This window comes from Nocardia sp. CDC519 (assembly GCF_059509835.1).
This window is the reverse complement of the sequence record NZ_CM183377.1, coordinates 1,787,498-1,801,810: the sequence shown is the minus strand read 5'-3', so window position 1 is coordinate 1,801,810 and position 14,313 is coordinate 1,787,498. Positions and strand designations below refer to the sequence as shown.

The 14,313-nt window shown below is 67.8% G+C and carries 11 protein-coding genes; all 11 read right to left on the bottom strand.

Features of this window, described 5'->3' with window-relative positions:
• Positions 1-19: 19 nt before the first annotated feature.
• A complete protein-coding gene (gene rpoB, locus AC5W7N_RS08210) occupies positions 20-3,544 on the bottom strand; it encodes a DNA-directed RNA polymerase subunit beta (protein ID WP_375139361.1) in 3,525 nt (1,174 codons plus the stop codon).
• Between the two features lie 467 nt (positions 3,545-4,011).
• Positions 4,012-4,809 (bottom strand): hypothetical protein, encoded by a 798-nt coding sequence (locus AC5W7N_RS08205; RefSeq protein ID WP_228815163.1) that lies wholly within the window; start codon positions 4,807-4,809, stop codon positions 4,012-4,014.
• Positions 4,802-5,008, bottom strand: a complete 207-nt coding sequence (locus AC5W7N_RS08200) for a hypothetical protein (protein WP_163810077.1) — start codon at positions 5,006-5,008, stop codon at positions 4,802-4,804. The genes AC5W7N_RS08205 and AC5W7N_RS08200 overlap by 8 nt, the downstream gene beginning before the upstream one ends.
• Complete coding sequence (locus AC5W7N_RS08195; RefSeq protein WP_495923464.1) at positions 5,005-5,859, bottom strand: hypothetical protein; 855 nt, start codon at positions 5,857-5,859, stop codon at positions 5,005-5,007. Before AC5W7N_RS08195 ends, AC5W7N_RS08200 begins: the two co-directional genes overlap by 4 nt.
• Positions 5,860-6,316: 457 nt before the next feature.
• Positions 6,317-7,558, bottom strand: coding sequence for an MCE family protein (locus AC5W7N_RS08190; RefSeq protein WP_495923463.1), 1,242 nt, complete (start codon positions 7,556-7,558; stop codon positions 6,317-6,319).
• Positions 7,555-8,784: an MCE family protein gene (locus AC5W7N_RS08185; protein WP_194991638.1), complete on the bottom strand. Its 1,230-nt coding sequence runs from the start codon at positions 8,782-8,784 to the stop codon at positions 7,555-7,557. The genes AC5W7N_RS08190 and AC5W7N_RS08185 overlap by 4 nt, the downstream gene beginning before the upstream one ends.
• The gene (locus AC5W7N_RS08180) at positions 8,781-10,010 is read right to left on the bottom strand and encodes an MCE family protein (RefSeq protein ID WP_195020086.1); all 1,230 of its coding nucleotides are present in this window, start codon (positions 10,008-10,010) and stop codon (positions 8,781-8,783) included. Before AC5W7N_RS08180 ends, AC5W7N_RS08185 begins: the two co-directional genes overlap by 4 nt.
• Positions 10,010-11,020, bottom strand: a complete 1,011-nt coding sequence (locus AC5W7N_RS08175) for an MCE family protein (RefSeq protein ID WP_490724455.1) — start codon at positions 11,018-11,020, stop codon at positions 10,010-10,012. The genes AC5W7N_RS08180 and AC5W7N_RS08175 overlap by 1 nt, the downstream gene beginning before the upstream one ends.
• A complete protein-coding gene (locus AC5W7N_RS08170; protein ID WP_490724454.1) occupies positions 11,020-12,099 on the bottom strand; it encodes an MCE family protein in 1,080 nt (359 codons plus the stop codon). Before AC5W7N_RS08170 ends, AC5W7N_RS08175 begins: the two co-directional genes overlap by 1 nt.
• Positions 12,096-13,448 (bottom strand): MCE family protein, encoded by a 1,353-nt coding sequence (locus AC5W7N_RS08165; protein ID WP_195020088.1) that lies wholly within the window; start codon positions 13,446-13,448, stop codon positions 12,096-12,098. The genes AC5W7N_RS08170 and AC5W7N_RS08165 overlap by 4 nt, the downstream gene beginning before the upstream one ends.
• Positions 13,445-14,311: an MlaE family ABC transporter permease gene (locus tag AC5W7N_RS08160; protein ID WP_163810089.1), complete on the bottom strand. Its 867-nt coding sequence runs from the start codon at positions 14,309-14,311 to the stop codon at positions 13,445-13,447. Before AC5W7N_RS08160 ends, AC5W7N_RS08165 begins: the two co-directional genes overlap by 4 nt.
• Between the last annotated feature and the right edge of the window lie 2 nt (positions 14,312-14,313).

The following is a 14,313-nucleotide window of genomic DNA, read 5'->3' as shown; positions in this document are numbered from 1 at the left end:
AGGGCATCCGGCCGACCGCCTAGTTCGCCAAATCGTCGACGGTGGCCGCTTCGTTCCTGGACAGGTTGATGCCCAGGTTGGCCGCCGCCCGCTCCAGATCCTCGTCGTCGCCGTCGCGCATCTCGATCGCGGCGCCGTCGGAAGACAGCACCTCGACGTTGAGGCACAGCGACTGGAGTTCCTTGAGCAGCACCTTGAACGATTCCGGAATGCCCGGCTCCGGAATGTTCTCGCCCTTGACGATCGCCTCGTAGACCTTCACGCGGCCCACCACGTCGTCGGACTTGATGGTCAGCAGCTCCTGCAGGGTGTAGGCGGCGCCGTAGGCCTGCATGGCCCAGCACTCCATCTCACCGAAGCGCTGACCACCGAACTGCGCCTTACCACCGAGCGGCTGCTGGGTGATCATCGAGTACGGGCCGGTCGAACGGGCGTGGATCTTGTCGTCGACCAGGTGGTGCAGCTTCAGGATGTACATGTAGCCGACCGCGACCGGGTACGGGAACGGCTCGCCGGAGCGGCCGTCGAACAGGGTCGCCTTGCCGTTCTCGTCGACCATGCGGTCACCGTCACGGTTGGGCAGGGTCGAGGCGAGCAGACCGGTGAGCTCCTCCTCGCGGGCACCGTCGAACACCGGGGTGGCGATGTTCGAGTCGGCCGGCGCGGCCAGCATCTCCTCCGGCAGGGCCTTCGCCCAATCCGGACGGGTGCCGTCGCCTGCCACGTCGACGTTCCAGCCCGCCTTGCCGATCCACCCGAGGTGGGTCTCCAAGATCTGGCCGATGTTCATACGACGCGGCACACCGTGGGTGTTCAGGATGATGTCGACCGGGGTGCCGTCGGGCAGGAACGGCATGTCCTCGGTGGGGAGGATCTTGCCGATGACGCCCTTGTTGCCGTGGCGGCCGGCCAGCTTGTCGCCGTCCTGGATCTTGCGCTTCTGCGCCACGTACACCCGGACCAGCTCGTTCACGCCGGGAGGCAGATCGTCGTCGTCATCGCGCGAGAAGACGCGGATGCCGATGACCTTGCCGGACTCACCGTGCGGCACCTTCAGCGAGGTGTCGCGGACCTCGCGGGCCTTCTCACCGAAGATGGCGCGCAGCAGCCGCTCCTCCGGGGTCAGCTCGGTCTCACCCTTCGGGGTGACCTTGCCGACCAGGATGTCGCCGTCGCGGACCTCGGCACCGATGCGCACGATGCCGCGCTCGTCCAGATCGGCCAGCACCTCGTCGGAGACGTTCGGGATGTCCCGGGTGATCTCCTCGGCGCCCAGCTTGGTGTCGCGGGCGTCGATCTCGTGCTCTTCGATGTGGATGGAGGTGAGGACGTCGTCCTCCACGAGGCGCTGCGACAGGATGATCGCGTCCTCGTAGTTGTGGCCCTCCCAGGGCATGATCGCCACGAGCAGGTTCTTGCCCAGCGCCATCTCACCGTTCTCGGTGCAGGGACCGTCGGCGAGGACCTGGCCGGTCTCGACCCGCTGGCCCTCGTCCACGATCGGACGCTGGTTGGCGCAGGTGCCCTGGTTGGAGCGGGCGAACTTGCGCATCCGGTAGGACTTGCGGGTGCCGTCGTCGGCCATCACGGTGACGTAGTCGGCGGAGACCTCCTCGACCACACCGGCCTTCTCGTTCACCACCACGTCGCCGGCGTCGACCGCGGCGCGCAGCTCCATACCGGTACCCACCACGGGGGCCTCGGAACGGATCAGCGGCACGGCCTGACGCTGCATGTTCGCACCCATGAGGGCACGGTTGGCGTCGTCGTGCTCGAGGAACGGGATCATGGCGGTCGCCACCGACACCATCTGACGCGGCGAGACGTCCATGTAGGTGACCTCGGTCGGGGAGACGTACTCCATCTCCTCGTTGCCCTTGCGGGCGAGGACCCGGTCTTCGAGGAAGTTGCCGTCGGCGTCGATCGGCGAGTTCGCCTGGGCGCGGACCTCGCGGTCCTCCTCGTCGGCGGTGAGGTACTTGACCTCGTCGGTGACCCGGCCGTCGACGACCTTGCGGTACGGCGTCTCGATGAAACCGAACGGGTTGACCCGCGCGTACACCGACAGCGAACCGATCAGGCCGATGTTCGGGCCTTCCGGGGTCTCGATCGGGCACATGCGGCCGTAGTGCGAGGGGTGCACGTCACGGACTTCCAGACCCGCGCGCTCACGGGACAGACCACCGGGGCCCAGCGCGTTCAGGCGGCGCTTGTGGGTCAGACCCGACAGCGGGTTGTTCTGGTCCATGAACTGCGACAGCTGGGAGGTTCCGAAGAACTCCTTGATCGCGGCGACGACCGGGCGGATGTTGATCAGGGTCTGCGGCGTGATGGCCTCGACGTCCTGGGTGGTCATCCGCTCGCGGACCACGCGCTCCATGCGGGACAGGCCGACCCGGATCTGGTTCTGGATCAGCTCGCCAACGGTGCGGATACGGCGGTTGCCGAAGTGGTCGATGTCGTCGACCTCGACCGGCACCTCGGCGCCGCCGGGCGCGGTCATCGCGCGGTCACCGGCGTGCAGGCGCACCAGGTACTCGATGATGTTGACGATGTCTTCCTTCGTCAGCACCGAGCTGGTGACCGGCTCGCCCAGGTGGACGCCCAGCTTCTTGTTGATCTTGTAGCGACCGACGCGGGCCAGGTCGTAGCGCTTCTCCTTGAAGAACAGGTTCTCCAGCAGGGTCTGCGCGGACTCCTTGGTTGGCGGCTCGCCCGGACGCAGCTTGCGGTAGATGTCCAGCAGCGCCTCGTCCTGACCGGCGGTGTTGTCCTTCTCGAGGGTGGACATCATGATCTCGGAGAAGCCGAAACGCTCGACGATCTCCTCGGTGGTCAGACCGAGCGCCTTGAGCAGCACGGTGACCGGCTGACGACGCTTGCGGTCGATGCGGACACCGACGGTGTCGCGCTTGTCGACGTCGAACTCCAGCCAGGCGCCACGGCTCGGGATGACCCGCACGCTGTGCAGATCCTTCTCGGTGCTCTTGTCGACGGTGTGGTCGAAGTAGACACCGGGCGAGCGCACCAGCTGCGAGACGACGACACGCTCGGTGCCGTTGATGATGAAGGTGCCCTTGTCGGTCATCATCGGGAAATCACCCATGAAGACCGTCTGGCTCTTGATCTCACCGGTGTTGTTGTTGATGAACTCCGCGGTGACGAACAGCGGAGCCGCGTAGGTCATGTCCTTGTCTTTGCACTCATCGATGGAGGCCTTGACCTCTTCGAAGCGCGGATCGGAGAAGGACAGAGACATCGACCCGGAGAAATCCTCGATGGGCGAGAGCTCCTCGAGCACCTCCTCGAGCCCACCGACCAGGCCGACGTCGCCGCGGGCGGCTGCCCGCTCACGCCATTCGGGCGACCCGATCAGCCAGGCGAAAGATTCCGTTTGTAGATCGAGAAGCCCGGGCACCGCAAGCGGCTCCCTGAGCTTCGCGAAAGACACCCGCAACGGGGCCCCGGGGATAGACCCCGCAACTCCCAGCTTCGAATTGGCGCTTGTCTGGGTGGAGACTGCCAAGATGCGTCCTTCCAGCACCTCACGCGCGTCGCGTGGTGGTCCGCGACCGTCGCTTGTCTGCTACGAATTCCGCTGGTTACAACCCGAACGAAACTCGAACAGGCACCAACGGAAGTAACACCGGAAGGTGGAACTTACGTGTGCAAATCGAGGTATGGACAGGAGGCAGCCAGCGCAACGTCCAAACTTACACCTACTGACACGGAGGTGTCAAAGTACCAGCCATGCGAATTTTCGCGAGGCCGACGCGCCGTGTCCGGCCACCCTGCTCCGGCCGGGTCCGATTCCGCTGGCTGCGTCGAGAACCACGGTGAGCCGAGTGTCGACTGTGACGGATTACCGCCACGGTGACAGCTGCCGCTGCTGTGAATAGCGTGACGGGTCCGGCGAGACTCGTCAAGTGGCAGCACCGGGTGGACAGTCGGCGAGATCGACTGCCCCGCTGCGCTTATCCCGGCTTCCCGGCCGCCCTGATCAGGCGCTGGTCAACGGTCGACGATGTCCTCGGCCAGCCATCGGCCGTCCACCTTGCGCATCTGCAGCACCACCGGCCCGGCCACGCTCTGCTGCGCGATACCGTCCTTCTCGGCGCTCACCACGAGGTTGACCAGAACCTCGGCGCGATCGCCGGTCAGTTTGGTCACACCGACCGGCTCGACATGCGCTTCGGTGCTGGTCCCGGCCTGTTTGATGGCCGAGATGGTGGTGGCGGCGTAGCTGTCGAGCTCGGCGCGCATCTTGCCGGTGAGCACCTGGGAGACGGCTGCCTGATAGCCGTCGATGTCCTTCAGCTGATACCCGTACACGGTGCGCAGTGCGTGCTCGGCGGCCGCGCGCACCTCCTCGGTGGCGGCATTGTCGACGAACGCGGCGTTGTCGTCGGGAACGCCCGGCCGCAGCGCGGCGACGACGGCGAACGCGGCCAGCGCGAGCGCGGCGAGGCCGCAGGCCAGCGGGAGGGTCCAGGAACGGGCACGGCCGGCCTGCGGTCGTCGGCGCGGCAGGAAACGGCGCCGGTCCCGTCCGCTCGCCACCGGGCGCGACAACCGGGCCGCGCGGGTGGTCTTGGTGCGGGGCGCGCGGGAGGTGTTCGCGCCGGTCATCGCGGCAGGCCCACGACTGTCCGCACCGCGGGAGCCGGCGCGCGGACCGGCCGCGCGGGCGCCGGAGGCGGCGATACCACGCGATCCCGTCGACGGCGTGCCGGTGCGGCGGACCGGACGCGGCGTGCGTTCGACCGGGCGGCGCGAGGAGATCTTGTTGACGGGTCGGCGTTCAGCCATCGCTGTTCCTCCTGGCACCGGTCGGCAGCTCGGTTCGTGCGGTGAGGCGCGGCGAGGTGCGGCCCTGCGCCATGAACATGCTGGTCGCAGGCACCCCGCCGGGAGCCGTGGGCATGACCGCGCCGTGGGCGGGCCGCCGTGGCGCGGGGCGGGTCGGTCCGCCGAGGCGGTTGCGTAGATGCCCGGTGCGGAGCCTCACGGGATCTCACCTGCCGGGGGTGCACCGCCCGGACCACCCGGGGCGGGCGCATCGCGAGACTCGCCTGGAGCGGCGCCCTCACCTTGCCCACTCGGGCCAGGTACATCGCGAGACTCCTCCGGTGCGGCGCCCGCGCCCGGCCCACTCCGGGCAGGCGCGTCGCGAGACTCGTCCGGAGCGGCGCCCTCGCCCCCACTCGGGTCGGGTCCGTGCGCCGGGTCGCCGGGCGGGGCGGCCCCGGGTGCCGCCGGATCGGCGGGGCTGGTCCCCGCATCGTTCAATGGCACCGGCTGCCCGAGCGAGGACACCTGCTCGGCCTTCCAGGTATCGCCGTCCTTCGCCATATCGAGGCTCCAGGTGTACCGATACCCGGACGGCTGTTCGCCCGGCCTGGCCTCGGTGACCCGGAGCACCACCAGCGCCGACGCCCGGTCGAGCTCGGAGTTCAACGAGGTCACGGCGGCGCCGAGCACACTCGACTCCATCCGCACCCCTGCCTGCGTCGCCATTGCCTCGGCCTGCTGCTGATGTTCGGTGGCCGAGGCCAGGATCGGCCCCGTCATCGACGAGCGCGCGATCGCCAGCGACCCCGCCACGTCATCGATGTTCATCGAGGTCATATTGATCGCGGCCTGCTGGGCGGCGTCCAGCGCCGCATCGCGCGCCGCCGCCCGCGGGCCATCGGTGAAGTACGCCGCCCGCACCCACCCGGCCCCGAACCAGGCCGCCGCAACCGATGCGAGCACCAGCGCCGCCACCGCCGCCACCGTCACGAACCGCGGCGGACCGGGGCTCTCACCGCCCGCACCGCGCTTGCGGGTCACACCGGCGACCGGACCGTCCACTGTCACGTCCGAATCGGCAGCCGCTTCGCCCCGAACCGCAGCCGCCTCGCCCGTATCAGCAGCCACCTCGCCCCGGACCGCAGTCACCTCGCCCGAATCAGCCGTCGCATCGCCCGGATCAGCAGCCGCCTCGACGGACCCGGCAGCCGCCGAGCGGGTCCTGCGGCGCGGCCGACCGCCCCGCACTCCGGCCTCGGCAGCCGGCACTTCGCCAGGACCACGCACCGCAGACTCGGATCCGGCGCCGGGCTCACTACCGCCCGCATCGGCGGAAGGTGATCCACGGTCCATCTCCTGCGCAGATTCGGACCGGCCGCTGGTCTTGCGGCCGCCGAGGTCCGGCGCGGCGCCGTCGGTAGGACGGGAGGGTGGGTTGTCGGCGGAGTCGGGATCGCGGGACGGCGCCCTGGTGTCCTCGGGGTCGGGTGGGTCGAGATTCACTGCGCACCTCGTGTCGTTCGGTTCAGCGTTTCGGGGTCACTCCCAGCAGGGTGGAGATCTGGACGGCGATGGGGGTGAGGTTGAGCTTGTCGGGGTCGACCTTGGGGTTGTCGTCCCAGGGCTGGACGATGAGCGGGTCGGCGAGGTCGGCGCGTTCGCCGCCGCGGACGGCGGTCGGATTGCCGAAGGGCACCGCGCAGTGGGCCTCGGTATTGAAGGGGAACTCGTCGCGGGTGTCGTCGAAGTCCGGGTTCTGCGCCTTCATCCGGTCGAGAATGGCCTTGGTGCCCTCGTAGCCGACGGTGCAGGCGGGCGGATTGTTGGTCTCGAGCACCAGCCCGAAATGGCTGGTGCCGTCACCGGGGGCGGTGGCCGAGGCACCGATGGACAATTGCGGCAGCATTTGCAGCAGCGGTTTGAGCGCGTAGAACTTCGGCGAGATGGCCAGCAGCAGCACGCGCAGGTTGGCCAGGTCGGTGGTCAGGGCGGCGCCGCTCTCGTCGAGCAGCGCGCCGATTTGCTGACCGGCGTCGGTGCCGGTGCCGATCAGCCTGCGCACCGCCGGATCGCTGGTCCGCAATTGGGCTGCGAGCTGGTCGAGACCGGCGCTGAATTCGCGGATCGCATCCGATTGCGCGGCCTGGGTGCCGAGCGCGACGCGGCCGTCGCGGATGAGCTGCACCGTCTGCGGCAGCGCCTCCCGGAAGCTCTCGGTGAAGGTGTTCAGCGATTCGAGCAGCCCGCGCAGGTCGCCGCCCTTGCCGTCGAGTGCGCGACCCAGTTCGGTGACGGTGGTGCTCAGCGCGGTCAGGTCGACGGTGCTCGCGAGGGTGTCGACGCTGCCGATCAACTCTTCCACCGGCACCGGCGTGGTCACCGAGTCGATGATCGATCCCTCGCGCAGATACGGTTCGCCCACCGTGTCCGGTTGCAGATCCACATACTGCTCGCCGATCGCCGATCGGTTGGCCACCACAGCCCGCGCCGACGCCGGGATCGGCGGCGAACTCGAATCGATCGTCAGCTTGATCAGCACGCCGTCGTCGGTGAGGTCAACGCCACCGACCCGGCCCACCGGAACTCCGCGATAGGTGACCTCGGCGCCCGCGTAGGCGCCGCCGGTGTGCTCGGCGCGTAGCAGCACCTCGTACTGCCCGAATCCGAGCATGTGGTCGAGCCGGATATAGCGGGCGCCCACGTAGACGACACCGAGCACCGCGATGACGGCGAACGCGATCAGCTGGATCCGCACCATGCGCGTCATCGCGGTCCACCTCCGAACGGTTCCAGCAGTGGCCCGAGCTGCGGCGGCAACCCCGGTACGCCCGGTTGGCCCGGCACAGGAAGGACGGCCATGGTCGGCGGCAGCGGGAACAGCGACACCGTCGGCCAGCCGGGCCGCGGCCCGTTGCCGCCGTAGTACGGATTGGACGGGTCGACGTTGACCGGCGGCCCGGTCGGCGGGATGTACACCGGATCGGGTTTGCCGACGCCGAGATTGCTCAGGGTGACGCCGATCTGCTGATCCACCGACAGCCAGGTATTGACCTGCCCGCCGAAGGTGCCCTCCAGCGTCGAATCCGGGAACGGATAGGTCGGCACGAGCGGCAGCGCGGTGACCAGGTCCGGCGCGGCACGCCCGAGCTCTTGTAGTGCGGGCCGCAGCGCGCGCAGATCGCGGATGAGATCGTCTTTGGCGGTATCGATGACGTCGAACCCGGCCCGCCCCACCCGATCGAGCTGGGCCAGCAGCGCGATCAGCTGCGGCCGCTGTTGTTCCAGAATCCGGATACCTTCGGGCAGTTCGTCGAGGATCTGATCGAGTTGGCGGGTCTGCGCCGCGACCCGGTTGCTCAGCGTCTCCAGTCCGTCGAGTGCTCTTGTGATGTCATCGACCTGTTCGTCGAGTCCGCCGATGAGGGTGTTCGCCTGCTCCAGCACCGCCCGCACCCGGTCTTCGCGGCCGCCGATCGCCTTGTTCAACTCGCTGACGATCGGCTGCAATTGCGCCACCCCACCGCCGTTGAGCAGCAGCGACAGCGCGCCGAGCACCTGCTCCACCTCGGTGGCGTGCCTGGTGTTGGTCACCGGGATCACCGCGCCGTCGCCGAGTCTCGGCCCCGCATCATCGCCGTCGGGTGCGGACAGTTCGATGAACTTCTCACCGAGCAGATTCGATTGGCGCACTTCGGCCAGCGCGTTCGCCGGCAGATCGACCGAAGAGTTCACCACGGTGGAGACATTCGCGGTCCAGCCGTCCTCGGCGAGGCTGATGTCCTCCACCCGCCCGACCGGTACGCCTTCGACTTTCACCGCCGATTGCGGCACCAGATCCAGCACATCGTCGAACCGGATATCGATGTGCACAGGGTCTGATCCGACGTCCGCGCCGCCGGGCAGCGGAATGCTGTAGATGCCGTCCGACGAGCACGAACCCATCAACAGCCCGGAGACCACCGCGGCCGCCGCGAGCGCCGTCCGCCGCATCATTTCGGACCTCCCTGCGAGGGCGGCAGCCGGTTCGACGGCGTGCCCGGCACCGTCCCCGGCACCGGCGCGCGCTGCTGGTTCTCCGCGCTGAGGATGCCGAACGGCAGGATCAGCGTCGGCGTCTGCACGGCTGCCGTGATCTGGTCGGTGATGTGCTTGCAGCGTTCGAGCAGCGGTCGCATCTGCTTGCCGAGCGCCTCGAACTTCGGGTCGCCGGGCATGAGCTTGCTCAGGTCGAGCATCCGGCACATGGCGCCGAACGGGTCTTGCAGATCGGTGAAGTTGGCACGCATATCCAGCGTGCCGGATTCGCCATTGTGGATATTGATGAGATTGCTCAACGCCACCGGCAGCACCGGCAGGGCCTCGGCCAGTGCGTCGCGCCGGTCGGCGAGGGTCTGGGTGAGGGTGATGAGCGAATCGGCATTGCCCTGGATCAGTTGCCGATTGGCGTCGATGAACCGGGCGACGTCACCGAGGGCGATGGACAGCAATTCCAGCGCGTTGCCGAGATTCTGCCGTTCCCCGGCCAGGAACGACGACAGGTCGGCGAGCTGGATGTTGAATTGGCGCACCTGCTGGTCGTTGCGGGCCAGCATGGTGATGAACGCCTGCAGGTTCTTCACGGTGTCGAAGATGTCGCCGCGCGAATCCGACAGCGTGCGCGCGGCCGCCGACAGTTCGCTGATGCCGTCGGCGATCGCGGCGCCGTTGCCGGTGAGGTTGCGCGCAGTGGTCCGCACCAGCTGGTCCAGCGCGCCGTCGGCATTGGCGCCGTCCGGGCCGAGCGCTTCGGACAGTTCGGTGATGCTGCGGTAGAGCCGATCGACCTCGACCGGGGTGGCGGTGCGCTCACGCGGAATCGTCGCGGTGCGCTCCATTTTCGGGCCGCCCCGATAGACAGGCGTGAGCTGGATGAAGCGATCCGAGACGATCGACGGCGTGATCTGGGCGGCTCTGGCGTCGGCGGGGACGTCGTAGGAGCGGTCGACGCTCATCACGATCTTCACCTGATCGCCCAGCGGTTCGACCGATTCCACCGAGCCCACCGGCACCCCGAGGATCCGCACATCCGAGCCCTCGTAGATGCCGACCGACCGATCGAAATAGGCGGTGATCGTGGTGGTGTTGAGCCGGTCGAACACCCACCACAGCGCCGCGGCCAGCACCAGCGCGATGACCGCGATCAATGCGATCGCGATCTTGCCGCCCCGCCGCAACGCCATCAGTTGCCTCCCAGCGTGCGCACCGGCGGCCGGTAGCCGGGGATCTCCGGAAGGCCGGGCGGGGTGATGTTGACGATCACCGCGTCGAACCAGCGCCCGGTGCCGAGCACATTCGCGTACAGCCCGTAGAACGGCGCCGCCAACTCCAGGGTTTTGCTGATATTGGCCTGGTTGGCGTTGAGCAGGTCGATCGCGGCCTGCAAATTGGTCAGCGCCGGGCCGATCTGTTTCTCGTTGTCGGCCACCAGCGCACTCAGCTCGGTGGACACGGTCTGGGCGCCCGCCAGCAGCTGCGAGATGGCCTGCTGACGGATATTGAGTTCGGCGAACAGCTGCCCGCCCGAGGTCAGCAGACGCTCGAATTCGGCATTGCGGTCAGCCAGCACCTGGGTGGTTTTCTTCGTCGCGGCGAACAATTTGCGCAGTTCGTCATCGCGTTTGGCCACCGTGGTCGACAACCGGGTCACCCCGTCGATCGCGCTGCGGATATGCGGCGGCGTGGCGGCGAAGGCGTCCGAGAGCACCCGCATGGAGGTGGCCAGCTGGGTGGTGTCGATCTCGTCGAGGGTGCGGGCGGCGTCGCTGAAGGCGTCGATCACGTCGTACGGGGAGACGGTGCGCGACAACGGGATCCGCTCGCTCGGGTCGGCCATCCGCGAACCCTGCGGGTCCAGCGCCAGATACTTCTGCCCGAGCAGGGTCTTGATCTGGATGGACGCCGTGGTCTCGTCACCGATCCAGGTATCCCTGGTGCGGAAATCGACCACCACCCGGTCGCCGTCGAGGCGCACCCCCGACACCGACCCGACCTTGACTCCGGCGACCCGCACCTCGTCCCCGCGATCGAGCCCGGCCGCCTCGGAGAATTCGGCCGAATACGAGATGCCCGCACCGATGATGGGCAGCCGGTCGAGGAAGAACGCCGACATCGTCACCAGCAGCACCATCACCAGCCCGAGCACGCCGATGAAGGCGGGACTGCGCTTGCCGAGTAGCACCCGATCGTCCATCAGCGGCCCCCTTCCCCATGGCAACGCGGCGCGGCATTGGTGTAGAGCGGCTGATTGATCGTCGGCAGGCCGGCGGGCAGATTCAGCTGAGGCGCGTCCGGGGCGCCCGGGCCGGCAACGATGTCGATGCCGCACAGATAGAACTGGAACCAGGAGCCGTAACTGCCGACGCGGCCGAGCTTTTCCATCTTGATCGGCAGCGTCGCCAGCGCCTGATCCACCTCGTCGCGGCGTTCGTTGATCACCCCGGTGAGCTGGTTGATGCCGGCGATGGTGCCCTGCAGCGACGGCCGGGTCGGCACCAGCAGCTCGGAGGTGGCGGTGGCGACGTCACCGAGGGAGGTGACCGCGCGGCCGATCGTGTCGCGTTGCGCGGCCAGCCCGTCCACCAGCGCCGCGGTATTGACCACGAGCTGATCGAACTGGTCCTCGCGGGCGTTGATGGTGTCGAGCACCTCGGTCAGATCGCGCACCAGCTCGCCGATCACCGCGTCCTTGTCGGCGATCTTGTTGGTGAGATTCGCGGTGCTGGCGACCAGGTCGGCGACGGTGCCCTGCTCACCTTGGAAGACCTGGATGATCTCGTAGGACAGCTTGTTGACGTCCTCGGGCTGCAAGGTCCGAAACAGCGGCCGGAATCCGTCGAACAGGGTGGTCAGATTCAGTGCGGGCCGGGTGCGTTCCAGCGGAATCGTCGCACCCTCGTTGATCTTGCGGCCCTGCTCACCGGGACCGCGCTCCAATTCGATATAGCGCTGCCCGACCAGATTGCGGAAGCGGATGGTGGCCATCACCGAGGCGGGCAGCCACTCGCGGTCGGTGAGTTCGAACTTCACCTCCGCCACCCGGCGGTCCACGATCGAAATCCCGGTCACCTTGCCGACGCGGACGCCGGCGATGCGGATCTCATCACCCGGATTGAGCGAGGTGACGTCGGTGAAGCGGGCCTTGAACATGGTGCCGCCGCCGGTGTAGTTCGCGATCGACAGCCCGAGCATCACCGTCGCGAACAGCGTCACCACCACGAAGACCGCGAGTTTGGTGAGCGGCCCGCCCAGACCACGCAGCTGCGCCCTCATCGCACACTCACCTCGCTCCCGCGAAAGGCCGGTGCGGCGATCCTGGTCACCCAGCCCGGCACCTGGTCCGGCGAAACACCCTGTGCGGCACCGTAGATCGCGCCGAGCGCGTGCTGCTCGCCGGGCGAGCCCGCGATGGTCGGCGTGTTCCCGGCCGGGAACACCCCGAACTGCGGTGGCTGCATGGCACCGATCTGCTGATCGCCCGGGTTGCGGCTCGGTGGCTGATAGGAGCCGTCGTTGTTGGGCCCGCCCGGATACTGCCCCGCATCCACACCCAGCGGGAACTCGGGGAAGCAGGCCGGGCCGCGGGTATCGAGCCAGCGCGGTTCGTCCTGGTTGGGCAGATACCGGCCGCGGGTGTTGACCAGCTCGATCGTCACCCGGGAGCCGGGGCGGTCGGTGCCCATGCCCATGATCTCGTCGATCCGCGGACGCATCTTGGCGAAATTGGCCAGCGCACAGGCATAGGTCGGTGAATAGGTGGCCAGCAATTCCAGCGCCGGACGAGCGTCCGCGGCGACATCGATGACGTTGTCGTGGTTGGCGATCAGGAAATCGGCGGTCGCCGCGGAGGTGGGCGTCAGCGTGGCCAGCAGGACGTCGATATCGGTGCGGCGCTGCACGATGGTCGCGTTGGTGGTGCGCAGTTTGTCCAGCGCGTCGATGAGCTGCGGTGCGGCGTCGGCGTAGGTGATCGCGGTCTCGGCGAGACTGCGCAAACCCGCACGCAATTCGGGCAGCACCGCGTTGACGTCGGTGAGGATGACGTCGAGCCGGTCCAGCGTCGTACCCAGCTCCTCCCCCTGCCCGGCCAGCGCCTGCGACAGCGCGCCGAGGGTCGCCGCCAGATCCTGCGGCGGGATCGCCTGCAACAGCGGCAGCAGATCGTCGAGCAGTTTGCTCACCTCGACGGCATTGCCGCCGGCATCCTGATGCAGCGTCACCCCCGACGTCAGATGCTGCGGGCTCGGATCCTCGGGAATCAACAGATCGACATACCGTTCGCCGAACAACGTCTTCGGCAGCAGCCGCGCGGTCGAGTTCACCGGAATCTGCTCCGCGCGCGCCGGATCGATCGCGAGCTCGAGGGTCACCTGGCCGCCCTCGGCGCGGCTGGAACGCACCTCGCCGACGGTGACGCCACGCGCCTTCACATCGGCGTTCTTGGTCAGCGCATTGCCGACGCTGTCGGTGATCAGCCGGACATCGACCGAGTTCACGAACGTCTTGTTGTAGATGGCCACCGTCGTCCACAGAAACAACGCGACCACCACGAAAAAGGCGATGCCGAGCAGCCGATTGCGCACCTTGGCCGTCGACCGCCACCACTGCACCCGGCTGCTCATCCGGCCACCCGCACCGTCGTCGTGGTGCCCCAGATCGCCAGGCTCAGAAAGAAGTCCAGCACATTGACCAGCACGATCGCCGCTCGCACGGCCCGCCCCACCGCCACCCCGACACCGGCGGGCCCTCCGGTGGCGTGGAAGCCGTAATAGCAGTGCACCATGATGATCACGAAGGCGAATACCAGCACTTTGAGGAACGAATACAGCACGTCCTCTGGTGGCAGGAACAGCCCGAAATAGTGGTCATAGGACCCGCTGGATTGGCCGTTGAACCAAATGCTGATCATCCGCGAGGCCAGAAAGGTCCCGAGCAGACCGACGACGTAGAGCGGGATCACCGCGAGAAATCCGGCGATCACCCTGGTCGTCACCAGGAAGGGCACCCCGGGCACCGCCATCACTTCCAGCGCGTCGATCTCCTCGGAGATGCGCATGGCGCCCAATTGCGCGGTGAAGCCACAGCCCACTGTCGCCGACAATGCGAGCGCGGCCACCAGCGGCGCGATTTCCCTGGTGTTGATATAGGCGGTGAGGAATCCGGTGAGCACCGAACTTCCGAGCGAATCGAGCGCCTTGAAACCCTGGAGTCCGACCACCACGCCGACCGAACCGGACATGAACACGATGACGCCGATCGTTCCGCCGATCACCGCGAGCGCACCGCTGCCGAACGTGACCTCGGCCAGCAGCCGCATGACCTCCTTGCGGTAATGCACCGCGGTGCGCGGAATCCAGGCGATCGCACGGGAATAGAACGACATCTGCTCGCCCGCGCGGTCGATGACGTTCAGCGGCGCGCGTGCGGCCTCCCCGGCCCGGCGGGCCGTTTTCGCGAGGGCTGGATTGCGGTAGCGGACAGCCACCG